The sequence below is a fragment of the Streptomyces sp. NPDC051913 genome (genome assembly GCF_044593635.1).
In the GTDB taxonomy this organism is placed as follows: Bacteria; Actinomycetota; Actinomycetes; order Streptomycetales; family Streptomycetaceae; genus Streptomyces.
The window spans coordinates 172,870-194,810 of record NZ_JBIUCI010000007.1 but is presented as its reverse complement, the minus strand read 5'-3'; the positions used below and the strand labels follow the sequence as shown (position 1 = coordinate 194,810).

Below are 21,941 nucleotides of genomic sequence, written 5' to 3'. Positions count from 1 at the left end.
GGGGGGATGCAGACCGACGCGTTACTCGACCGCTTCCTGTCCGGCCTCGCCCCCGTCGACCCGATCGCCGTCTGGGCGCACGGATCGCTCGCCGGCGGGGACTACCAGGAGGGCCGCAGCGACCTCGACCTCATCGCCGTCCTGCACGCCCCGCTCACCCCGCGCACCGTCTGGCGGCTGGCGACGCTGCACGCCCGGCTGCGCAACGAGCCGCTCGCGGGACTCCTGCACTGCACCTATCTCACGCCGGACGCCGTCGAGGACTCCGGGCGCTCCCATCCGACCTGGGCGCACGAACAGCTGTTCAAGCGGCCGGTCACCCCGGTGACCCGGCGTGAACTGCGCACCTTCGGGCGGGTGCTGCACGGGAAGGCGCCCGCCGAGCTGCTGCCGCCGGTGTCGGATCCGGAGCTCGACGAGTTCGTCGTACGCGACCAGCGTGACTTCTGGCGTCCCAAGCTCGGCAAGGCGGAACGGTGGCGGCAGGCCCCCTGGGTCGACGTGGGCCTGACGACCTTCGCCCGCGCGACCGCCACCCTGCGCGACGGACGGCTGCTCTCCAAGCGGGAGGCACTGGAACTGCTGCCGGAACTCGGCGCACCCGTCGAGGTCGTCGAGGACATCCGCGAGCGGCGCTACGACAGGACGCCGACGCCGACCACCGAGGAGTGGGCGGCGCGGAGGGGCGAACTGACCCGCACCTACCTGGGACCGGCGATCGACGAACTCGTGGCGGCGTACGGCTGACCCGGCAGCTGGATCTCGATCTCCGGCCGCTCGCGCAGTGCCAGGAGCACCCGCAGCACCGCGATCCACACCAGGCAGGAACCGAACATGTGCACGCCGACGAGGATCTCGGGCAGATCGGTGAAGTACTGGACGTAACCGATGACACCCTGCGCGAGCAGGATCAGGAAGAGGTCACGGGTGCGGTCCAGCGGGCCCTTGGGGGCGTCGACGGCCTTGAGGACGAACCACAGGGCGAACGTCAGCGTCACCACGATCCACGCCAGCACGGCGTGCAGCTTGCTGACCGTCTCCCAGTCCAGCGGCATCCGCTCGACCTCGCTGGAGTCGCCCGCGTGCGGGCCCGAGCCGGTCACGACCGTGCCCACCGCGATCAGCAGGACGGACGCGGCGACCAGGAACCACACCAGCTGCTGCACCGACGCGCCGACCAGCGGACGCGGTGTGTCGTCACCCTCACGGGTGCGCTGCCACATCACCGTGGCGACCGCGATCAGGGCGGTGGAGAGCAGGAAGTGCGCGGCGACCGTGTACGGGTTCAGACCGACCAGCACGACGATCCCGCCGAGGATCGCGTTGCCCATCACGACCCAGAACTGCGCCCAGCCCAGCCGGGTCAGGCTGCGGCGGTAGGGCTTCTGCGAGCGGGCGGCGATGATGGCCCAGCCGACGGCGGCGCACAGGACGTACGTCAGCATGCGGTTGCCGAATTCGATGTAGCCGTGCAGCCCCATCTCGCTGGTGGTGGTCAGCGAGTCCTCGGTGCACTTGGGCCAGGTCGGGCAGCCGAGGCCCGAGCCGGTGAGCCGCACGGCACCGCCGGTGACCACGATGACCACCGACATGACGAGCGCGGCGAGGGCCGCCCGCTGCACCGTCCGGGGTTCCGGGGTCCAGCGTGCGGCGATGAAGGCGAGGGGGTTGCGCGCGGCTGCTGTGGCGTCGGCGCGGGTCATCTTTGGCACGGGGTCCATCGTAGGGGGCAGCTTGTGCACGCTTTCACGAGGGTCCGTGGTCCAGTCCGTGGTCCTCCTACTCCCAGCGGAAGAACTTCCCCGCCGCCGCCAGGCCCACGACCGCCCACACCGCGAGAATCCCCAGGTCACCCCACGGCATCCCGGCCCCGTGCTGAAGCACGTCCCGCAGACCGTCCGACAGGGCCGAGATGGGCAGCAGCCCCAGCACGTCCTGCGCGCCGGAGGGGAACTTGTCCATCGGGACCATGACACCGCCGCCGACGAGGAACAGCAGGAAGACGAGGTTGGCCGCGGCGAGCGTCGCCTCCGCCCTGAGCGTGCCGGCCATCAGCAGCCCCAGGCCCGAGAAGGCGGCCGTGCCGAGGATCAGCAGGAGCAGCACGGCCAACGGATTGCCCTGCGGGTCCCAGCCCAGCGCGAAGGCGATCACCGTCAGCAGCACGATCTGCAGGATCTCCGTCACCAGGACCGACAGCGTCTTCGCCGTCATCAGACCCCAGCGGGGCAGCGGTGAGGCGGCCAGCCGCTTCAGGACGCCGTAGCGGCGCTCGAAGCCCGTCGCGATCGCCTGACCGGTGAAGGCCGTGGACATCACCGCGAGCGCGAGGATGCCGGGGGCGAGGAAGTCCACCGCCTCGCCCGCGCCCGTGTCGACGATGTCGACCGAGCTGAAGAGCACGAGCAGGAGGGTCGGGATCACGACCGTCAGCAGGAGCTGCTCGCCGTTGCGCAGCAGCATCTTGGTCTCAAGCGCCGCCTGCGCCGCGATCATGCGCCCCAGGGGGGCCGCCTCCGGCTTCGGGGTGTACGTACCGGTCGCGGTCACGAGCGCAGCTCCTTGCCCGTAAGTTCCAGGAATACGTCTTCCAGCGTGTGTCGCTCGACCGAGATCTTCTCCGGCATCACGCCGTGCTGCGCGCACCAGGAGGTGACGGTGGCGAGCAACTGCGGGTCCACCTTGCCGCCGACCCGGTACGAGCCCGGCGTCAGCTCGGCGGCCGTGCAGTCCGCCGGGAGCGCCTTCAGCAGGGAGCCGACGTCGAGGCCCGGACGGCCGGTGAAGCGGAGCGTGTTCTCGGCGCCGCCCTTGCACAGCTCCTCGGGGGAGCCCTGGGCGATGACCCGGCCCGCGTCGATGATCGCGACGTCGTCGGCGAGCTGTTCGGCCTCGTCCATGTAGTGCGTGGTGAGGATGACCGAGACGCCGTCCGCGCGCAGATCACGGACCAGGTCCCAGGTGGCGCGGCGGGCCTGCGGGTCGAGGCCCGCGGTCGGCTCGTCCAGGAACACCAGCTCCGGGCGGCCCACCACGGCCATGGCCAGCGCCAGCCGCTGCTGCTGGCCGCCCGAGAGACGGCGGTACGTCGTCCGGCCGCAACCGCCGAGTCCCAGGCGCTCGATGAGGGCGTCCACGTCCAGGGGGTGGGCGTGCAGCTTGGCGACATGGCGGAGCATCTCGTCCGCACGGGCGCCCGAGTAGACGCCGCCGGACTGGAGCATCACGCCGATCCGGGTGTGCAGGTCGCGGGAGTGCCGGACCGGGTCGAGACCCAGGACGCGCACGACGCCGGAGTCCGGCCTGCGGTACCCCTCGCAGGTCTCGACGGTCGTCGTCTTGCCCGCGCCGTTGGGTCCGAGTACGGCGGTCACGCCCGCCTTGGCCACCAGGTCGAGGCCGTCCACCGCGGTCTTCGTGCCGTACCGCTTCACCAGGGCCTGGACCTGGACCACGGGCTCACTTCGCATGGCTCAAGAGTCTAGGTACGACGGTGGCGGCTCCGGTCGCCGGGTTCAGATCTCCTCCGCACGGGGGCGGTGCAGCGCCAGCCAGCGCTCCGCGTACGCCACCGCGTCGGCCACGGGGAACAGCCGTGCGTCGGCGGCGCCCACCGTGCCGCGTACGACGGGACGGTCGCGTTCGAAGTCGTGGCCGAGCTCGTCGAAACGGTCGGAGGTGATCGACACCTCGGTCACCGTCTCCCAGCCGGCCGGACCGGGGCGGCCGACCTTCACCAGCGGGGACGGTATGCGGTACTCGGCGAGGTGGAAGCTGGTGCAGGTGTCGTAGCCGGCGCCGAGGAGGAGCACACGCGCGTGGAGCGCTTCGAGGCGGGCGAGGGGGCTGCGCTCGCCGAGCCGGCAGTCGGTGGCGTGAGCGTCGATGACCTCACGCGCGTGTGCGCCGAGCGCCGCGAAAGACGTCTGCGGGTGCGCGCTGCGCAGGGCGCCCGGCCAGGTGCGCACGGTCTCCGGGAGCGCGCCGACATGGCGGCAGGGGGTGACCAGCGGGTCGTACGGCGGCATGGACGCGCGGATCGGGTCCCACCACTCCTCGGGCACCGGTGGGTTTCTCCACAGGGCCGGGTCCGAGAGCTCGCCGGTCTGGGTGGGGACCACCAAGGTGCCCGTCGGACCCAGGGCGTCGAGAAATCCCTGGACGACCGCGACGGGGCCTCCGCAGACCCAGCCGAGGGACTTCAGGGAGGAGTGGACGAGGAGGATCTCGCCGTCCTGGACTCCCAGCTCGCGCAGCTGCGCGGCCACGGTGCCGCGGGTGACAAGAGGGCCGGTCGGAGGGGGTGTGGGCATGGTGGTGAAGTGTCCCGGAAGGGCTCGGCGCATGCCACCGAATTGATCGATCAAAGATCGTTTTCGCAGGTCAGGTCAGCCTTACCTAAGTGATGCACCCCACCGTTGATCGACCCGGACGCGGGTTGCCCGGCCCTGAGGAATTACGCAACAATGGCGTTGTGAAAAACGTCGGCGAGGCTCGGGAGACCCCCACGGGGGCCCCTCAGGAGGAGCTCGCGACCGGTGAGCGGTCCACCCGCAACCGAGTCGCGCGATCCATCCTGGACCACGGGCCGTCGACCGTCGCCGAACTGGCCGGCCGCCTGGGCCTCACCCAGGCCGCCGTACGCAGGCATCTCGACGCGCTGGTCGCCGACGACGTCGTGGAGGCGCGCGAGCAGAGGGTCTACGGCGCACGCACGCGCGGGCGCCCCGCGAAGGTCTTCGCGCTCACCGACTGCGGCCGCGACGCCTTCGACCAGTCGTACGACAAGCTCGCCGCGGACGCCCTCAACTTCATCCGGGAGCGGTTCGGCGGGGACGAAGCCGTCGTCGCCTTCGCGCGCGCCAGGATCGCCGAGCAGGCCACCGCCTACCGACGGGCCATCGAGGCCGCCGCCCCCGAGGAGCGCACCGAAGCCCTGGCCAAGGCCCTGAGCCTGGACGGGTACGCTGCTACGGCGCGCAGCGCACCGGTCGGCGAGCAGCTGTGCCAGCACCACTGCCCCGTCGCCCATGTCGCGGAAAAGTTCCCGCAGCTCTGCGAGGCGGAGACCGAGATCTTCTCCCAGCTGCTCGGAACGCACGTCCAGCGACTGGCGACCATCGCGCACGGTGACGGCGTCTGCACGACGTTCATCCCCAAGATTTCCCACACGACACACAACGCATCTGCAAGCACGGCCGGGAGGAACCCCGCATGACTCTCCCCATCGAGGAGACTGCCCACCCCGAGCTCGAGGGCCTGGGTAAGTACGAATACGGCTGGGCGGACTCCGACGAGGCCGGCGCCTCTGCAAAGCGCGGCATCAACGAGGACGTCGTCCGCGACATCTCGGCGAAGAAGAACGAGCCGGAGTGGATGACCAAGCTCCGTCTCAAGGGCCTGCGCCTGTTCGACAAGAAGCCCATGCCGAACTGGGGCTCGGACCTGTCGGGCATCGACTTCGACAACATCAAGTACTTCGTGCGCTCCACGGAGAAGCAGGCGGAGTCCTGGGAGGACCTGCCCGAGGACATCAAGAACACGTACGACAAGCTCGGCATCCCGGAGGCGGAGAAGCAGCGCCTCGTCGCCGGTGTCGCGGCCCAGTACGAGTCGGAGGTCGTCTACCACCAGATCCGTGAGGACCTGGAGGAGCAGGGCGTCATCTTCCTCGACACCGACACCGCCCTGAAGGAGCACCCCGAGCTCTTCAAGGAGTACTTCGGCACGGTCATCCCGGTCGGCGACAACAAGTTCGCGTCGCTGAACACCGCGGTGTGGTCCGGCGGCTCCTTCATCTACGTGCCGAAGGGCGTGCACGTGGAGATCCCGCTCCAGGCCTACTTCCGGATCAACACGGAGAACATGGGCCAGTTCGAGCGGACGCTGATCATCGTCGACGAGGACGCCTACGTCCACTACGTCGAGGGTTGTACGGCCCCGATCTACAAGTCGGACTCCCTGCACTCCGCGGTGGTCGAGATCATCGTGAAGAAGGGCGCCCGCTGCCGTTACACGACCATCCAGAACTGGTCGAACAACGTCTACAACCTGGTCACCAAGCGCGCCGTGGCGTACGAGGGCGCGACCATGGAGTGGATCGACGGCAACATCGGCTCCAAGGTCACCATGAAGTACCCGGCCGTCTACCTGATGGGCGAGCACGCCAAGGGCGAGACCCTCTCCATCGCCTTCGCGGGCGAGGGCCAGCACCAGGACGCCGGCTCCAAGATGGTCCACATGGCGCCGAACACCTCCTCCAACATCGTGTCGAAGTCCGTGGCGCGTGGCGGTGGCCGTACCTCCTACCGCGGTCTCGTCGAGATCGGCGAGGGCGCCCACGGCTCCAAGTCCAACGTGCTGTGCGACGCGCTGCTGGTCGACACCATCTCCCGCTCCGACACGTACCCCTACGTGGACGTCCGTGAGGACGACGTGTCCATGGGCCACGAGGCGACCGTCTCCAAGGTCTCCGAGGACCAGCTCTTCTACCTGATGAGCCGTGGTCTCTCCGAGTTCGAGGCGATGGCCATGATCGTGCGCGGCTTCGTCGAGCCCATCGCGAAGGAACTGCCGATGGAGTACGCGCTGGAACTCAACCGGCTGATCGAGCTCCAGATGGAGGGTGCGGTCGGTTAAAACCGACCCACTCACCGTCGTAAGTCTTATTAGCGTCAGAAAGCGAGCATGACGACAGCCATGGCTGAGGCTCAGAACATCCCGGTGGGGTCCACCACCGCCGGCGCGGTGGCCGTTGCCGCCGAGTCGACCGTCGCCACGCGCATGAGCGCGCCCCCGTCCTTCGACGTGGCGGACTTCCCGGTCCCGCACGGCCGCGAGGAGGAGTGGCGGTTCACCCCGCTGGAGCGCCTGCGCGGGCTGCACGACGGCACCGCCGTCGCCTCCGGCGAGGGCGTGAAGGTCGAGGTGCAGGCCCCCGAGGGCGTCACCGTCGAGACCGTCGGCCGCGACGACGCCCGCCTCGGCAAGGCGGGAACCCCGGTGGACCGCATCGCCGCCCAGGCGTACTCGGCGTTCGAGAAGGCCGGCGTGGTCACCGTCCCCAAGGAGACGGTGCTCACCGAGCCGATCCGCATCGCCGTGCACGGTGAGGGCGGGGTCCGCTTCGGCCACCAGGTCATCGAGCTGGGCGCCTTCGCCGAGGCCGTCGTCGTCATCGACCACACCGGTGACGCCGTCCTCGCCGCCAACGTCGACTACGTCCTGGGCGACGGCGCCAAGCTGACCGTCGTCTCCGTCCAGGACTGGGACGACAAGGCCGTGCACGTGGCGCAGCACAACGCGCTCATCGGCCGTGACGCCTCCTTCAAGTCGGTCGTCGTCACCTTCGGCGGTGACGTCGTCCGCCTGCACCCGCGCGTGACCTACGCCGGCACCGGCGGCGAGGCCGAGCTGTTCGGGCTGTACTTCACGGACGCCGGCCAGCACCAGGAGCACCGCCTCCTGGTCGACCACAACGTCCCGCACTGCAAGTCCAACGTCGTCTACAAGGGCGCGCTGCAGGGCGAGGGCGCCCACGCGGTGTGGATCGGCGACGTGCTCATCGAGGCCAAGGCCGAGGGCACGGACACCTACGAGATGAACCGGAACCTGGTCCTCACGGACGGCGCCCGGGTCGACTCGGTGCCGAACCTGGAGATCGAGACCGGCGAGATCGTCGGCGCCGGACACGCCTCCGCGACCGGCCGCTTCGACGACGAGCAGCTCTTCTACCTGATGGCCCGCGGCATCCCCGCCGACGAGGCCCGCCGCCTGGTGGTCCGCGGCTTCTTCGCCGAGCTGGTCCAGCAGATCGGCGTCGAGGACATCGAGGCGCGGCTGCTGGAGAAGATCGAGGCCGAGCTGGAGGCCACGGTCTGATGACGTACGTACGCGCCTGTGGGCTGAGCGAGCTGGAGGAGGACACCCCGAAGCGGGTGGAACTCGACGGCACGCCGGTCTCGGTCGTGCAGACCGAGGGCGAGGTGTTCGCCATCCACGACATCTGCTCCCACGCGAACGTCTCCCTCTCCGAGGGCGAGGTGGAGGACTGCCAGATCGAGTGCTGGCTGCACGGCTCCAGCTTCGACCTCCGCACCGGCAAGCCGTCCGGCCTTCCCGCGACGCGCCCCGTCCCCGTATACCCCGTAAAGATCGAAGGGGACGACGTGCTCGTCTCCCTCAACCAGGAGTCCTGAGGCACCCATGGCAACGCTTGAAATCCGCGACCTGCACGTCACCGTCGAGGCCGACAACGCCACGAAGGAGATCCTCAAGGGCGTCGACCTGACCGTGAAGCAGGGCGAGACGCACGCCATCATGGGCCCCAACGGCTCCGGCAAGTCGACCCTCGCCTACTCCCTCGCGGGTCACCCGAAGTACACGATCACCGGCGGCACCGTCACCCTCGACGGCGAGGACGTCCTGGAGATGTCCGTCGACGAGCGCGCCCGCGCCGGTCTCTTCCTCGCCATGCAGTACCCGGTCGAGGTCCCCGGTGTCTCCGTCTCCAACTTCCTGCGGACCTCCGCCACCGCCATCCGCGGCGAGGCCCCCAAGCTGCGCACCTGGGTGAAGGAGGTCAAGGAGGCCATGGAGCGCCTCAACATGGACCCCTCCTTCGCCGAGCGCAACGTCAACGAGGGCTTCTCCGGCGGTGAGAAGAAGCGCCACGAGATCCTCCAGCTCGAACTGCTCAAGCCGAAGGTCGCGATCCTCGACGAGACGGACTCCGGTCTGGACGTCGACGCCCTCCGCATCGTCTCCGAGGGCGTCAACCGCGTCCGCGAGACCGGCGAGGTCGGCACCCTGCTGATCACGCACTACACGCGCATCCTGCGCTACATCAAGCCCGACCACGTGCACGTGTTCGCCAACGGCAAGATCGTGGAGTCCGGCGGCGCCGAGCTCGCCGACAAGCTCGAGGCCGAGGGCTACGAGGCTTACACGAAGGGTGGCGCATCCGAGTGACCCAGCTGCCGGGCCTCCTCGACACCGAGGCGATCCGTAAGGACTTCCCCATCCTGGACCGCCAGGTCCACGACGGCCAGAAGCTCGTGTACCTGGACAACGCGGCGACCTCGCAGAAGCCGCGCCAGGTGCTGGACGCCCTGAGCGAGTACTACGAGCGCTACAACGCCAACGTCCACCGCGGTGTGCATGTGCTCGCCGAGGAGGCCACGGCGCTGTACGAGGGCGCGCGTGACAAGGTCGCCGCGTTCATCAACGCCCCCTCGCGCGACGAGGTGATCTTCACCAAGAACGCCTCCGAGTCGCTCAACCTCGTGGCGAACATGCTGGGCTGGGCCGACGAGCCCTACCGCGTGGACGCCGAGACCGAGATCGTCATCACGGAGATGGAGCACCACTCCAACATCGTGCCGTGGCAGCTGCTCGCGCAGCGCACGGGCGCGAAGCTGAAGTGGTTCGGCCTCACCGACGACGGCCGGCTCGACCTGTCCAACATCGACGAGATCATCACGGAGAAGACGAAGATCGTCTCTTTCGTGCTGGTGTCGAACATCCTGGGCACGGTCAACCCGGTCGAGACGATAATCCGCCGCGCTCAGGAAGTCGGCGCCCTCGTCTGCATCGACGCCTCCCAGGCCGCTCCGCACATGCCGCTGGACGTACAGGCCCTCCAGGCCGACTTCGTGGCCTTCACCGGTCACAAGATGTGCGGTCCGACGGGTATCGGCGTGCTCTGGGGCCGCCAGGAGCTCCTGGAGGACCTGCCTCCGTTCCTCGGCGGCGGCGAGATGATCGAGACGGTGTCGATGCACTCGTCGACGTACGCTCCCGCCCCCCACAAGTTCGAGGCGGGCACCCCGCCGATCGCGCAGGCGGTCGGACTCGGCGCGGCGATCGACTACCTGAACTCGATCGGCATGGACAAGATCCTCGCCCATGAGCACGCGCTGACCGAGTACGCGGTGCGGAAGCTCAACGAGGTACCGGACCTGCGGATCATCGGCCCGACCACGGCCGAGGACCGGGGCGCGGCGATCTCCTTCACGCTCGGTGACATCCACCCCCACGACGTGGGCCAGGTACTGGACGAGCAGGGCATCGCGGTCCGCGTGGGTCACCACTGCGCCCGCCCGGTCTGCCTCCGGTACGGAATTCCCGCGACCACGCGAGCGTCGTTCTATCTGTACTCCACGCCGGCCGAGATCGACGCTCTGGTCGACGGTCTGGAGCACGTACGGAACTTCTTCGGCTGAGGAGCTGGCTGAGTCGTGAAGCTTGATTCGATGTACCAGGAAGTCATCCTGGACCACTACAAGCACCCGCACGGGCGCGGTCTTCGGGATGGCGACGCCGAGGTGCACCACGTCAACCCGACGTGCGGCGACGAGATCACGCTGCGCGTGAAGTACGACGGCGAGCAGATCGCGGACATCTCGTACGAGGGCCAGGGCTGCTCGATCAGCCAGGCCTCGGCCTCGGTCCTGAACGACCTCCTGGTCGGCAAGGACCTGTCCGACGCGCAGCGGATCCAGGAGACCTTCCTGGAGCTGATGCAGTCCAAGGGCAGGATCGAGCCCGACGACGCGATGGAGGAGGTGCTGGAGGACGCGGTCGCGTTCGCCGGTGTCTCCAAGTACCCGGCCCGGGTGAAGTGCGCCCTCCTCAGCTGGATGGCGTGGAAGGACGCGACGGCCCAGGCCCTGGGCGGAGCCGACGCCGAAAGGAAGACGGCATGAGCGAGACGCTTGAGATGAAGCCGGCCTCGGAGGAGGAGATCCGCGAGGCGCTGTACGACGTCGTCGACCCCGAACTGGGCATCGACGTCGTCAACCTGGGCCTGATCTACGGCATCCACATCGACGACGCGAACATCGCGACGATCGACATGACCCTGACCTCGGCGGCCTGCCCGCTGACGGATGTCATCGAGGACCAGGCCAAGTCCGCCACGGACGGCCTCGTCAACGAGCTGCGCATCAACTGGGTCTGGATGCCGCCGTGGGGCCCGGACAAGATCACGGACGACGGGCGTGAGCAGCTTCGGGCGCTCGGGTTCAACGTCTGACACAGCAGTGGGTGAAGGGGGCCGTGGCTTGGTGCCGCGGCCCCCTTCCGTGCGCTCAGGCCAGCCCGTCCACCAGGCGGAACGCCGAGTCCTGGCGGTACAGGTCGCCGTACTGGTACGGGTCCAGCTTGAGCTGGAAGTTCTGGTGGCGCAGGAAGCGGCCGGGGTAGTTCACCGACTCCAGGGTGATCGCGCCGGGGATCGACGAGGCGCGGGCGCAGAAGGTGGCGTCCTGACGGAACAGGGCCGAGCCGTCGTTGCGGTTGGCCACCAGGACGAAGCTGCGGTGGCGCAGGTACTGGCCGTCGGCGGTGGCGAAGGAGTAGCAGGAGCTGTCGGCGAGGCCCTTGACCAGCTTGAAGGTGGAGTCCTCGCGGGATTCCGAGCCGCCGACGGCATCGAGCTTCACATAGCCGCCGCTCACATGCCAGTAGCGGTCGGGGTAGTTGACCGAGCGGACGGAGCGCCAGGTGGTCGCCGGCTTGGGGGCGGGCTTGGGGTCCGACGAACTCGGGTGCGAGGTCGGGGACTTGGTGGTCGGGTCCGTGGCCGGGGAGGGCGTGGAGCCCTGTTGGCGGGGGGCCGGGGTGGTGGCCTCCTCGGTGGTGAGGCCGCTCTTGCCCTTCGGCGGCGCCGTCTCCGTCTGCGACGGGGTGCCGAAGGAGATGAGGCCGGGCAGCGTCGCGCCGTCCGAGGGGGGCGGCGCTGACAGGGTCTCAGGGCCCCTGTCCGTCCAGGCTATCGCCGCCACGCAGGCGATGATCGTGGCGGCCGCGAGTGCGCCCGCGAGATAGAGACGCCTGGTTCCGGGGGCTCGGGACGGGTCGGGGACCCACCCGTTCTCCCAGGGCTGAGGAGGACGGGACTGGTTTTCTGGCATGCGCGGTTCCTCCGGCGGAGCCCATGGCAAGGCCGCGGCTGTGATGGGGGGTGTGTGAACGGTAAAGCAAACGGCACAGTAGTGGAACGGCTTCCCTCGCAGCAGCCCTTTCAGCGAGCGGTTTCCATATCGTTCTCCACCGCGTGTTCACATCTCTTCAGCCACCGCTTCCACATCGCTTTCTCAGCGCCCTCCCAGCCCCGCCTCAACACCCGGCGGCAGCGTGGGAGCGTGGTTACCTCCGCCTCTCTCGCACCGCCCGCCGCCCGCCCCGTCTTCGTGCTCGGCTGCCCCCGCTCCGGGACCACGTTGTTGCAGCTCATGCTGCACGCGCACCCGCGCATCGCACTGCCCCCGGAAACCCGTTTCGTGCTGCCCGCCTACGAGCAGCGGCTGCGCTTCGGCGACCTCCGCGACGCCGGAAACCGCGCCGGCCTCGCCCAGTGGATCACCGGTCGCAAGGAGACCCGCTTCCATGAACTGGGTCTGGACGCGAAAGCGGTTGCCGAGCGCATCGCGGCCGGACCACCCACCCTCGGCTCCGCGTTGGGCATCACGCTCAAGGCGTACGCCGAGCGCCACGGCAAGGCGCGCTGGGGCGACAAACGGCCCGCCTACGCCCTGCACGTCGAAGAGATCCTGCGGCTCTTCCCGGACGCCCAGTTCGTGCACCTGGTCCGCGACGGCCGCGACTGCGTCGCCTCCCTGCTGGGCATGCCCTGGTGGCACCGCGGCTTCCACGAGGCCGTCGCCACCTGGGCGCAGGTGATGGACACCACCCGCGGACACGCCCGCCGCCTCGGCCCCGACAGCTGGCACGAACTGCGCTTCGAGGACCTGGTGGCCGACCCCGAGCCCCAACTCCGCGCTCTCTGCGGCTACCTGGGCGAGGAGTACGACCCCCGGATGGCCGAGCCGCGACGTCTGGCGAGCCAGGCCGTCCCCGCCCGCAAGACCTGGCACAGCCGCACCCGCGGCGCCCTCGACGCCAGCCGGGCCGGCAGCTGGCAGCAGCGCCTGACCCCCGATCAGATACGCCTGTGCGAGGCGGCGTTCGGCGACCGCCTCGTCCGCAACGGCTACGAACTCAGCGGAGCCGTCCGCCCCGACCCCGCCGAACTGCTCCGCTACCGCAGGGTCCGGGCCCTGCGCCGCGCCGCCCACGCCAAGCGGCGGCTGCTCGACCGGCTGGCGCGGGTGCGTGAACCGGGCCCCGTCTCGGCGGCCCGGCCGGTCACCACCTCGGAGTTCAGGGCGTGAGGCGCACGACCTGCGAGCGGCGTTATGTACACTCGTACACATGGGGTATCTGATGCTGGCGGGAGCCATCGCCGCCGAGGTCGCGGCGACCACGGCCATGAAGTACACCGAGGGCTTCAGCCGGCTGCTGCCCTCGCTGCTGACCGTCCTCGGGTACGTCGTCTCCTTCGCGCTGCTCGCGCAGACCCTGCGGACGGTCGCGGTCGGTACCGCGTACGCGATCTGGGCCGGGGTCGGCACCGCCTCCATCGCCACCATCGGGATGCTGTTCCTCGGGGAGGGGATGACGGCCGCCAAGGCCGCCGGGATCGCGCTGATCATCGTCGGGGTGGTCGTGCTGAACCTGGGCGGTGCCCACTGATGGCCCGGCGCTACGACCCCGAGCGACGCCAGCGGATCATCGACGCGGCGATCCGGGTCGTCGGCGAGAAGGGCCTGGCGGGACTGAGCCATCGCACCGCCGCCGCCGAGGCCGACGTGCCGCTCGGCTCGACGACGTACCACTTCAAGACACTCGACGAACTGATGGTCGCCGCGCTGCGGCAGGCCAACGAGGGCTTCGCCAAGGTGATCGCGGCGCGCGGCGGTCTGGAGGACCCGCGGGCCGACCTGGCCGCGGAACTGGCGGGCTGGATGGGGGAATGGCTGGCCGGCGACCGTACCGGCGTGGAGCTGGAGTACGAGCTCTACCTCGCCGCCCTGCGCCGCCCCGCGCTGCGCCCGGTCGCCGGCGAGTGGACCGAGCAGCTGGTCGACCTGGTGGCCCGCCGCACCGACCCGTTGACGGCGCGAGCCCTGGTGGCACTGATGGACGGCATCTGTCTTCAGGTGCTGCTGACGGACGGGGTGTACGACGAGGCGTACGCGCGGGAGGCGCTGGCGCGGATCATCCCGCCCCGCTGAGCCGCCCGACCGCGGCCAGCGCCGCCTCCACGCTCCCCGCGACGTCCGTCACCGGATACTGCACGTCCCGCACCACCCGCTCCCGGTCGACCACGAGGGTGAGTCGCTTGAGCCGGCTGGCACCCGCCGCACGGAAGGTCGGCAGCCGCAGCGCCGCGATGAGGGACAGCTCGGCGTCGGAGAGCAGCGGAAAGCCCAGCCCCTCCTTCTCGGCGAACGCCCGCTGTTCGTCCGGGCGTTGGGTGGAGACGCCGTGCACGGTGGCGCCGGCCGCCGTGAAGTCGGCCTGGCGGTCGCGGTAGGTGCGGGACTCCAGGGTGCAGCCGGGCGTGCCGGGGATGTCGGACCAGCCCGGCGGATAGGCGTCGGCGCGGGCGTAGGCGCCGGGGAAGCCGTACAGGACGGTGAACGGGCTGCCGTCCGCGACGGGATCGCGCAACGTGCCACGATCGTCGACGAGTCGAAGCTCCGGCATCCGGGTGCCGACGAGCTCGTGCACCCGCCGCGCCTCCGCCGAGGCCTCCGCCGCGGTGGCCGTCGTACCGCCGTCGCCGAGAACCCAGGCGTCGCCCCAGTCCTGGAGGGCGACGAGGACGGGGAGCAGGGCGTGGCCGCGCGGCGTGAGCCGGTACTCGTACCGTACGGGCCGCTCCTGGTAGGGCACCCGGGTGAGTACGTCGGCGTCCACGAGGAGATGCAGCCGTTCGGTCAACACCTTCCGGGACATGCCGAGTTCGCGCTGGAGCTCGTCGAAGCGATGCACCCCGCGGGCGGTGTCGCGCACGATCAGCAGGGTCCACCAGTCGCCGACGACGTCCAGGGCCTGGGCGATGGCGCAGGTGGCGTCCTCCAGGCTCGTCCTGCGGGCCATGGCGTCCCGTCCCTTCGTCTGCGGCGTTGCCCCGAGGCTGTCATGCTGACATAGTCAGTTCCCAAAGGGAACTAACGGGGGGGCGTGGTGCGCGCACTGCGAGAGGTGCCACGGGCGGTCTGGCTGCTGGCCTGCGGCACGTTCGTGAACATGGTCGTGAGCGTCGGCTTCGCCTTCGTCTTCCTGTACGCCACCGGTCCGCGGGGGCTGGGAGCGGCCGCGGCCGGGGTGCTCGTCGGGGTCGGGGGCGTGGGGCTGGTCGCGGGCAACTTCACCGGCGGCTGGTACGGGGACCGGTTCGGGCATCGGCGGGTGCTGCTGACGGCGGCCGTGGGATCGGGGCTGCTGCTGGGTGCGGTGCCGTTGCTGCCGACGCCGGTGCTGTACGGGGTGCTGCCGCTCGCGCAGTACGCGGCGGGGGTGCAGCGGGCCGCGCAGTCCGCGCTCGTCGCCGTCATCGTCCCGGAGGGGGTGCGGCGGCAGGCGTTCGCCGTGATGCGGGCCGCGGCGAACGGGGGGTTCACGGTGGGGCCGGTGCTCGGGGCGCTGGTCGCGACCAGGTTCTCGTACGACTGGCTGTACGTGGGGGAAGGGCTCGGGAGTGTGGGGCTGGCGTGCTGGACGGCTCGGGTGGTGCCGGTGGGGCGGGGGGTTTCACGGCGGCGTGGCCTGGGCGGGGAGGGTGGGGGCGTCTGGGGTGCGCTGCGGGCGCGCCCGGCGGTGTTGGTGCTGCTGCCGGCGATCGTCGTCGTCGATGTCGTGTACCGGCAGCAGTACTCGACGTTTCCCGTCTTCCTCGCGGATCACGGGATGGACGCGCGGGTGTACGGGACGCTGCTCGCCGTCAACGGGGGGATTCTGCTGTGCCTCGAGGTGCCGGTCGCGGTGGTGCTGCGGAAGCGGTCGCCGTTGCGGGTGGTCGGGGCGGGTCTGGTGTTGGTGGGGGCGGGGTACGGGGTGTTGCTGGTGGGGGTGGGGGTCGGTAGTGCGGTCGTGATGATGGCGTTGCTGACGGTCGGGGAGGCGCTGTACAAGACGACGGCCACGGCGTATGTCGCGGATCAGGCGCCGGAGCATGTGCAGGGGCGGTTCCAGTCGTTGTACGCCGGGGCGTCGATCAGTGGGGTGGTGCTGGCGGCGCCGTTGGGTGGGGGGTTGTATGCGGTGGCTCCCGGGGTGGTGTGGCCGGTCTGTACGGGGTTGGGGGTGGTGGCTGGGGTGGTCGTGCTGCTGTCCGACGCCTTTCCTCGCCCCCGCCGCCCCTACCCGTTCCCCTCCCCAGGGGCTGCCGGCCCTTCGACCCCGGCCAAGGGGCTCCGCCCCCTGGACCCCCGCCGGCCCTGAAGGGGCGCGGGGGCGTGTCGGCGGGTGCGGGTCCGTTGTGGCTGGTCGCGCAGTTCCCCGCGCCCCTGGGCGCTCGCCACCTGAGACGTGAGCCCCGCTGGTTAGCCTCCGTAGGCCTCGGGTGGTTAGGTTGCCCTCATGACCGACACGACTGCTCCTCGTACGACCGGCGCCGTGGCCGCCGGGCTTGCCACCATCGCCGCTGACGGCACCGTTCTCGACACCTGGTTCCCCGCGCCCGAGCTGAAGGAAGAGGCCGGCCCCTCCGGTACCGAGCGGCTCAGCGCCGAGCAGGCCGTCGAGGCGCTCGGCGCGGGTGCCGCCAAGGCGATCGGCGCGGACGCACGGCGTGGCGTCGAGGTCGTCGCGGTTCGTACGGTCATCTCCTCGCTCGATGCCAAGCCGATCGACGCTCATGACGTCTACCTGCGGCTCCACCTCCTCTCCCACCGGCTCGTCAAGCCGCACGGCCAGAGCCTGGAGGGCATGTTCGGCTTCCTCGCCAACGTCGCCTGGACCTCCCTCGGCCCCGTCGCCGTCGACGACATCGAGAAGGTGCGCCTCAACGCCCGCGCCGAGGGCCTGCACCTCCAGGTCACGTCCATCGACAAGTTCCCGCGGATGACGGACTACGTCGCCCCCAAGGGCGTCCGGATCGCCGACGCCGACCGCGTCCGCCTCGGTGCCCACCTCGCCGAGGGCACCACCGTCATGCACGAGGGCTTCGTCAACTTCAACGCCGGCACCCTCGGCACCTCCATGGTCGAGGGCCGTATCTCCGCCGGTGTCATCGTCGGCGACGGCTCCGACATCGGTGGCGGCGCCTCCACCATGGGCACCCTCTCCGGCGGCGGCAACGTCATCATCTCCATCGGCGAGCGCTGCCTCATCGGCGCCGAGGCCGGCGTCGGCATCGCGCTCGGCGACGAGTGCGTGGTCGAGGCCGGGCTGTACGTCACGGCCGGCACCCGCGTCACCATGCCCGACGGGCAGATCGTCAAGGCCCGTGAGCTCTCCGGCGCCTCCAACATCCTCTTCCGCCGCAACTCGGTCACCGGCACGGTCGAGGCCCGCCCGAACAACGCGGTGTGGGGCGGTCTGAACGAGATCCTGCACAGCCACAACTGATCAGCGGACCGTGTGAAGGGCGCCCTTACCCGGGCGCCCTTACCCGGGCGCCCTCATCCAGGCACCCTCACTCCGAGTTCATCCGCACCGCCCGCATCCCCAGCCGCCGCGCCAGCCACATCGTGTGCTCCCGGCTGATCGCCTGCTCCGCGGAGACGACGTACCGGGACCAGTCGGGCTCGGTCGTGACGTTCTCGCCGGTCATGCGGACGAAGCCGAGTTCCGTGGCGGTGAGGGAGTAGGCGGAGGACAGGTTGTCGTACTGCTTGACCTCCAGCCACGCCCCCGCCGCGGCGATGGCCGCGGCGACCACGCTGCTGGCGTCGACGTCGGCGAGGTCCAGCAGGCTGACGGTGCTCGTGGCGACGCCGAGGACCTCGAAGAGGATCAGGATGCTGCGCCATTTCCCGGAGTTCTGTTTGTTGAGCCTGGCCTTGGCGTTGTACCAGCCCTCCTGGTCCGCCACCCGCAGCGCCAGATAGGCGGACTTCCGGTCGGCGAAGTCCAGCGCCCGCACCTCCCGCATCCGGTCGGTGACCTGGGCCTGGCCGAACGTCAGGCCGGGGAGGTTCGCCTCCGTCGTCAGGTCGTGGATGCGGGTGAGCAGGACGTCCCGGGCCTCGTCGTCCGAGAGCGAGGGCGGGAAGGGCGCCGCACCCGCCATGTAGCGCCACGCCAGCGTCTTGACGGACTCGGCCAGCGCCCGGCCGTTGTACCAGCGTTCCTCGGGCTTGTCCCGCAACAGATGGATCTCGGTGAGCAGCGCGGCGATGAAGGCGGTCAGCGCCAGAGCCGCCGCCGTCTTCTCCACCCTGCCGTGGCTGTCGACCGTGGCCGCGATGCCACCGAACAGAGCTGCGGCCAGGGCGAGTTGAAGCCGCCCGCGCGTCCACTTGAGGTAATCGCGCTGGCCCTCCTTGGAGATGGCGTCCGCCGACTCGAAAACCCCGGGAAGATCGCTCTCTTCGAGGGGACTTTGCGACAGCATCAAGTGGATCCCGCTCTGTGCTGGGGGCGCGTTCAGGTCAGCGTAGCGTTCCGCAACATCGCGAAGTCCTTCTCCCGCAGGCCGATGCGCGGGTCGACGTGGTGCAGCAGGGCGGGGCCGGGATGGTGCTCGGTGACGAACTCCTCGTCCGCGGCGCTCTGTTCGTCGTCGACCCAGGCGAAGGGCCGGCCCTCGGCGTACGCCACGATCGCCTCCGTCTTCCAGTGCACCCCGTCGGGCCGATGGGTGAGCAGGCGGTCGCCGAAGTCCACGTAGGGGAGGTCGGGGAGACCGACGACGGGGGCGATCCAGCGGTTGGCCGCGTCCATCCACGTGGTCGCCCAGCACAGGTCGTAGGGAAGGGACAGAAGGGCCGGGCCGTGCGACGGGTTCAGCCACACCCGCAGGGGGCGGCCCGGACGCAGGGCCACCCGGATCGTCGTGTAACCCTCGGGGCGGCGCTCGGGCTGCGCCGCGTACGGGTTCAGGGGGCCGTCGACGTCGAGGAAGAGCAGAGGGCGGCTCACCCGATCACCGTACGACAGGGAGGGGGAGCGGGCGCTGAGAATTTCTGTGCGCGGCAGGCATAGCGGGACGCGGTCGCGCGCGTCACAAGGGGCAGAGGGGGCGGACACCGGGTCCGCTCCGGGGACGGGCCCCGGGGAACCTCCCCGGGGAAGAGAAGGTGACGATGGATGCCGAGGCGCAGGACAGCTTCCGGGAGTTCGTGGAGCACCGGTCGTCCGCGCTGCTGAAGACGGCCGTGCTGCTCAGCGGCGGCGACCGGCACACCGCCGAGGACCTGCTGCAGAACGCGCTGATCAAGGCGGCCGGCCGCTGGCACCGCATCGACGAACCCGAGGCGTACGTACGGCAGATCCTCTACCGGCAGCAGATCAGCCGCTGGCGGCTGAAGTGGCCAAGACGCGAACTCAGCGTCGCCGAGCCACCGGAGGACCGCACCGGCGGCGACGACTCGTCGGCCGCAGAGGTGCGCCTGGTGATGCGGGGCGCGCTCGCGCGGCTCACGGCACGCCAGCGCACGGTCCTCGTGCTGCGCTACTTCGAGGATCTGCCGGAGGCGGACGTGGCCCGCATCCTGGGCTGCTCGGTAGGCACCGTACGGTCCACCACCCACCGCTCGCTCGCGCGTCTGCGCACCCTCGCCCCCGAACTGGCCGCCCTGAACACCCCGAGCCGGCCGTCCCGTGACTTCGCTCCCGTGGAGGTACGTCCGTGAACGTCGAAGATCTCGTACGTGACTCCTTGCGCGACCTGGCCGGTGAACAGCCGCCGCCGGGACCGGGTTTCGCCGACCGGGTGCTGGCCGTGCGCCGGCGCCGGCGGGCCCGTGCGTTCGCGTCCGTCGCGGCGGCCACCGCTGCCGTGGTCGCCGTCTCGGTGGCGGTGCCGCAACTGGTCTCCGGCGGGGACGACGTACGCCCGAGCGGGACCACGGGCCGCCAGGAGGGGGCGCTGCCGCAGCGGACGATCTCGGTCGGGAACACGGTGCTCGCCGCCTACTACACCACCGACACCCGGACGAGGGTCAAGGACGGGTGGATCGCCGAACGGACGTACCGGCTCCTTGATGCCCGGACCGGGCGGTACAAGAAGGACACCCGATGGTCCTACGTCGCCGTCGCACCCGGCGCGAAGACCGCCGCCGTCCTCGAACGATCCCTGCCCGCCCACCGGATCGGGCTGCTCGACCTCACGACGGGGAAGATCAGGCAGTGGATCCCGCTCGACGTGGGAGTCGGCGGGCTCTCCTTCTCTCACGACGGGACCAAGCTGGTCGCCACGACGTACGACGAGCACCCCGACCTGCGGGTCATGGTCAGGAACGGCGACAGCGGCGTGGACCCGGCGCTGGTGGAAGGCGACACGTCCCGGACCGGATACCTCGTCTGGGACCTGGTGAACGGCGGCGGAGCCTGGTGGCAGGTCAAGGCCGGCCGTGATGTCCCGAGCCGCGCGGACTTCGCCTTCACCGACGACGACAAGGCGCTGTACGCCCAGGTCGTCGGCGGCAAGGACGGCATGGAGAACTTCTACGACCTCTCCGGCCAGAAGATCGCCGCGCCCGCGAAGGAGAAGTACCTGCGCTGGGACGTCCCGGCCCGGATCTCCCCCAACGGTGAGCTGGCCGCTCTCGGTCTGACCAAAGAGGTCAACATGGGCAAGAAGCTCCCCGGTAAGTCCTACTCCTCGATCCAGAACCCCCTCACCGGCAAGGAGATCACCAAGGTGCGCGGCGCTCATCTGCTCGCCTGGGTCGACGACAAGCGCCTCATCGCCTGGGAACGCACCACACCTCTCAAGAACGCCGGCTACAAGGACCACCTGGTCCTCGTCACGATCGGCAGCGACAAGGTCGTACCGCTGAGCGGCGAGCGCGATCCGGACGATGGTCCGCAGCGTCTGGCCTGGGAGCCGGTCTTCGTGCGGCGCTGATTCAGCGAAGCGCTCGGTACGCCGCGAGCAGCCCGTCGACCGTCTCCCGGTCGGCGGGCAGCAGCGGTGCGCGCACCGGGCCGGCCGGCAGACCCAGCTCGTTCAGCAGCGCCTTCGCCGTGACCGTGCCGGGCAGACCCGCCGACATCATCGACTCGATGAGAGGCGTGGCCTGTTGCTGGAGGCGGGCCGCCTCCGCCGTGTCGCCGGCGTCGAACGCGTCGAGGACGGCGCGCAGTTCGGCCGGGGCGACGTTCGCCACCGTGCTGATGTACCCCGCCCCGCCCACCGCGTACAGCGCGAGGTTGTGCTCGTCGCAGCCCGCGTAGTACGCCAACTCCGTGCGGGCGATGACCTTCTGGGCGGCGAGGAAGTCGTAGGAGCAGTCCTTGACCGCGACGATCCTCGGGTGCTCGGCGAGCCGGAGGAGGGTCTCGGGCTCGATGCGGGTGCCGGTGCGGCCCGGGATGTCGTAGAGGGTGATCGGCAGGCCCGAGGAGTCCGCGATCTGGCGGAAGTGCGCCTCCAACGCGTCCTGCGGGGGCCTGCTGTAGTAGGGGCTGACCAGCAACACCCCGTCCGCGCCCGCCTTCTCGGCCTCCAGGGCGAGTTCGGCGGTGTGCCGGGTGTCGAAGGTGCCGATGCCGGTGAGGATCGACGCCCGGGTGCCCACCGCCTCCCGGACCGCCCGGACGAGGTCGGCCTTCTCGGCGTCCGACGTGGTCGGCGACTCGCCCGTCGTCCCGGACAGGACCAGGCCGTCGCAGCCGTCCGCCACCAGCCGCTCGGCGAGCCGCTGCGCGCCGTCCAGGTCGAGGACGCCGCCCTCGGTGAAGGGCGTGATCATCGCGCAGAGGGCACGGCCGAAGGGCGGGGCGCAGGAGCCGGAGTAGGTCATGGGAGTAGTCTCGGCACAGTCATCGTGAAGCTCCACTTAATTCTTCTACGATGTATTGGTAAGCAACGCTGAGAGGTGGGGGCCGGAGTAGGCCCTATGTCCAAATCGGCCCCTCATGGGTCACCATGGTCAGGACGGTCATCGACCCCAGGCATCGACCCCTGGTCATGGGAGGCG

At 70.1% G+C, this 21,941-nt stretch carries 25 protein-coding genes; 16 read left to right on the top strand and 9 right to left on the bottom strand.

Annotated features, from left to right (window positions below):
• Nucleotides 1–6: 6 nt before the first annotated feature.
• Nucleotides 7–747, top strand: coding sequence for a nucleotidyltransferase (locus ACIHIX_RS22755; protein WP_399958947.1), 741 nt, complete (start codon nucleotides 7–9; stop codon nucleotides 745–747).
• On the opposite strand, the gene ACIHIX_RS22750 is transcribed toward ACIHIX_RS22755, so the two are convergent.
• The 4 genes from ACIHIX_RS22750 to ACIHIX_RS22735 are packed head-to-tail and all read right to left on the bottom strand — an operon-like array spanning nucleotide 702 to nucleotide 4,313.
• Nucleotides 702–1,721, bottom strand: coding sequence for a heme A synthase (locus ACIHIX_RS22750; RefSeq protein ID WP_399958945.1), 1,020 nt, complete (start codon nucleotides 1,719–1,721; stop codon nucleotides 702–704). The genes ACIHIX_RS22755 and ACIHIX_RS22750 overlap by 46 nt on opposite strands.
• 58 nt (nucleotides 1,722–1,779) lie before the next feature.
• On the bottom strand, nucleotides 1,780–2,496 hold the full coding sequence (locus tag ACIHIX_RS22745; protein ID WP_399959419.1) for an ABC transporter permease: 717 nt from the start codon (nucleotides 2,494–2,496) through the stop codon (nucleotides 1,780–1,782).
• 50 nt (nucleotides 2,497–2,546) lie between these two features.
• Nucleotides 2,547–3,470, bottom strand: coding sequence for an ABC transporter ATP-binding protein (locus ACIHIX_RS22740; RefSeq protein ID WP_399958943.1), 924 nt, complete (start codon nucleotides 3,468–3,470; stop codon nucleotides 2,547–2,549).
• A 45-nt stretch (nucleotides 3,471–3,515) separates the two neighbouring features.
• Nucleotides 3,516–4,313 carry an aminoglycoside N(3)-acetyltransferase gene (locus tag ACIHIX_RS22735; RefSeq protein ID WP_399958941.1) on the bottom strand — a complete coding sequence of 266 codons (798 nt, stop codon included), beginning with the start codon at nucleotides 4,311–4,313 and terminating at the stop codon, nucleotides 3,516–3,518.
• 161 nt (nucleotides 4,314–4,474) lie between these two features.
• Here ACIHIX_RS22735 and ACIHIX_RS22730 point away from each other — a divergent pair, with 161 nt between their 5' ends.
• From ACIHIX_RS22730 to ACIHIX_RS22695, 8 genes are read left to right on the top strand one after another with little or no spacing between them, the layout of a single operon-like run.
• Nucleotides 4,475–5,218: a helix-turn-helix transcriptional regulator gene (locus tag ACIHIX_RS22730; protein ID WP_399958939.1), complete on the top strand. Its 744-nt coding sequence runs from the start codon at nucleotides 4,475–4,477 to the stop codon at nucleotides 5,216–5,218.
• Nucleotides 5,215–6,639, top strand: coding sequence for a Fe-S cluster assembly protein SufB (sufB, locus tag ACIHIX_RS22725; RefSeq protein WP_399958937.1), 1,425 nt, complete (start codon nucleotides 5,215–5,217; stop codon nucleotides 6,637–6,639). The genes ACIHIX_RS22730 and sufB overlap by 4 nt, the downstream gene beginning before the upstream one ends.
• Nucleotides 6,640–6,699: 60 nt before the next feature.
• Nucleotides 6,700–7,881: a Fe-S cluster assembly protein SufD gene (sufD, locus tag ACIHIX_RS22720; RefSeq protein WP_399958935.1), complete on the top strand. Its 1,182-nt coding sequence runs from the start codon at nucleotides 6,700–6,702 to the stop codon at nucleotides 7,879–7,881.
• Nucleotides 7,881–8,198, top strand: a complete 318-nt coding sequence (locus ACIHIX_RS22715) for a bifunctional 3-phenylpropionate/cinnamic acid dioxygenase ferredoxin subunit (RefSeq protein ID WP_399958934.1) — start codon at nucleotides 7,881–7,883, stop codon at nucleotides 8,196–8,198. Before sufD ends, ACIHIX_RS22715 begins: the two co-directional genes overlap by 1 nt.
• Before the next feature lie 7 nt (nucleotides 8,199–8,205).
• Nucleotides 8,206–8,970, top strand: coding sequence for a Fe-S cluster assembly ATPase SufC (sufC, locus tag ACIHIX_RS22710; protein ID WP_399958932.1), 765 nt, complete (start codon nucleotides 8,206–8,208; stop codon nucleotides 8,968–8,970).
• Nucleotides 8,967–10,223 carry a cysteine desulfurase gene (locus ACIHIX_RS22705; RefSeq protein ID WP_399958930.1) on the top strand — a complete coding sequence of 419 codons (1,257 nt, stop codon included), beginning with the start codon at nucleotides 8,967–8,969 and terminating at the stop codon, nucleotides 10,221–10,223. The genes sufC and ACIHIX_RS22705 overlap by 4 nt, the downstream gene beginning before the upstream one ends.
• 15 nt (nucleotides 10,224–10,238) lie before the next feature.
• A complete protein-coding gene (sufU, locus tag ACIHIX_RS22700; RefSeq protein ID WP_329340513.1) occupies nucleotides 10,239–10,706 on the top strand; it encodes a Fe-S cluster assembly sulfur transfer protein SufU in 468 nt (155 codons plus the stop codon).
• Entirely contained in the window at nucleotides 10,703–11,035 is a 333-nt protein-coding gene (locus tag ACIHIX_RS22695) for a metal-sulfur cluster assembly factor (protein ID WP_079308860.1), read from the top strand. The genes sufU and ACIHIX_RS22695 overlap by 4 nt, the downstream gene beginning before the upstream one ends.
• A gap of 55 nt (nucleotides 11,036–11,090) precedes the next feature.
• Here the strand turns inward: ACIHIX_RS22695 and ACIHIX_RS22690 are convergent, their stop codons facing one another.
• Nucleotides 11,091–11,915 (bottom strand): AbfB domain-containing protein, encoded by an 825-nt coding sequence (locus ACIHIX_RS22690; RefSeq protein ID WP_399958927.1) that lies wholly within the window; start codon nucleotides 11,913–11,915, stop codon nucleotides 11,091–11,093.
• Between the two features lie 231 nt (nucleotides 11,916–12,146).
• Here ACIHIX_RS22690 and ACIHIX_RS22685 point away from each other — a divergent pair, with 231 nt between their 5' ends.
• Genes ACIHIX_RS22685 through ACIHIX_RS22675 form a run of 3 tightly spaced genes read left to right on the top strand, consistent with a single transcriptional unit; the run spans nucleotide 12,147 to nucleotide 14,078 of the window.
• Nucleotides 12,147–13,175, top strand: coding sequence for a sulfotransferase family protein (locus ACIHIX_RS22685; RefSeq protein ID WP_399958925.1), 1,029 nt, complete (start codon nucleotides 12,147–12,149; stop codon nucleotides 13,173–13,175).
• Nucleotides 13,176–13,215: 40 nt separating this feature from the next.
• Entirely contained in the window at nucleotides 13,216–13,536 is a 321-nt protein-coding gene (locus ACIHIX_RS22680) for a DMT family transporter (RefSeq protein WP_399958923.1), read from the top strand.
• Entirely contained in the window at nucleotides 13,536–14,078 is a 543-nt protein-coding gene (locus tag ACIHIX_RS22675; protein WP_399958921.1) for a TetR/AcrR family transcriptional regulator, read from the top strand. The genes ACIHIX_RS22680 and ACIHIX_RS22675 overlap by 1 nt, the downstream gene beginning before the upstream one ends.
• Here the strand turns inward: ACIHIX_RS22675 and ACIHIX_RS22670 are convergent.
• On the bottom strand, nucleotides 14,062–14,949 hold the full coding sequence (locus ACIHIX_RS22670) for a winged helix-turn-helix transcriptional regulator (RefSeq protein ID WP_399958919.1): 888 nt from the start codon (nucleotides 14,947–14,949) through the stop codon (nucleotides 14,062–14,064). The genes ACIHIX_RS22675 and ACIHIX_RS22670 overlap by 17 nt on opposite strands.
• Nucleotides 14,950–15,036: 87 nt before the next feature.
• On the opposite strand from ACIHIX_RS22670, the gene ACIHIX_RS22665 reads away from it, so the two are divergent.
• A complete protein-coding gene (locus ACIHIX_RS22665; protein WP_399958917.1) occupies nucleotides 15,037–16,293 on the top strand; it encodes an MFS transporter in 1,257 nt (418 codons plus the stop codon).
• A 138-nt stretch (nucleotides 16,294–16,431) separates the two neighbouring features.
• Nucleotides 16,432–17,421: a 2,3,4,5-tetrahydropyridine-2,6-dicarboxylate N-succinyltransferase gene (dapD, locus tag ACIHIX_RS22660; RefSeq protein ID WP_399958915.1), complete on the top strand. Its 990-nt coding sequence runs from the start codon at nucleotides 16,432–16,434 to the stop codon at nucleotides 17,419–17,421.
• 67 nt (nucleotides 17,422–17,488) lie between these two features.
• On the opposite strand, the gene ACIHIX_RS22655 is transcribed toward dapD, so the two are convergent.
• Nucleotides 17,489–18,409 (bottom strand): DUF4231 domain-containing protein, encoded by a 921-nt coding sequence (locus ACIHIX_RS22655; RefSeq protein WP_399958913.1) that lies wholly within the window; start codon nucleotides 18,407–18,409, stop codon nucleotides 17,489–17,491.
• A 32-nt stretch (nucleotides 18,410–18,441) separates the two neighbouring features.
• Nucleotides 18,442–18,936: a hypothetical protein gene (locus ACIHIX_RS22650; RefSeq protein WP_399958911.1), complete on the bottom strand. Its 495-nt coding sequence runs from the start codon at nucleotides 18,934–18,936 to the stop codon at nucleotides 18,442–18,444.
• 164 nt (nucleotides 18,937–19,100) lie between these two features.
• Between ACIHIX_RS22650 and ACIHIX_RS22645 the strand changes: the two genes are divergently transcribed.
• Nucleotides 19,101–19,649 (top strand): SigE family RNA polymerase sigma factor, encoded by a 549-nt coding sequence (locus ACIHIX_RS22645; protein WP_329344410.1) that lies wholly within the window; start codon nucleotides 19,101–19,103, stop codon nucleotides 19,647–19,649.
• Nucleotides 19,646–20,866 (top strand): WD40 repeat domain-containing protein, encoded by a 1,221-nt coding sequence (locus tag ACIHIX_RS22640; RefSeq protein WP_399958909.1) that lies wholly within the window; start codon nucleotides 19,646–19,648, stop codon nucleotides 20,864–20,866. Before ACIHIX_RS22645 ends, ACIHIX_RS22640 begins: the two co-directional genes overlap by 4 nt.
• Nucleotide 20,867: 1 nt before the next feature.
• Here the strand turns inward: ACIHIX_RS22640 and dapA are convergent, their stop codons facing one another.
• Nucleotides 20,868–21,764 (bottom strand): 4-hydroxy-tetrahydrodipicolinate synthase, encoded by an 897-nt coding sequence (dapA, locus tag ACIHIX_RS22635; protein ID WP_399958907.1) that lies wholly within the window; start codon nucleotides 21,762–21,764, stop codon nucleotides 20,868–20,870.
• Nucleotides 21,765–21,941 lie beyond the last annotated feature (177 nt).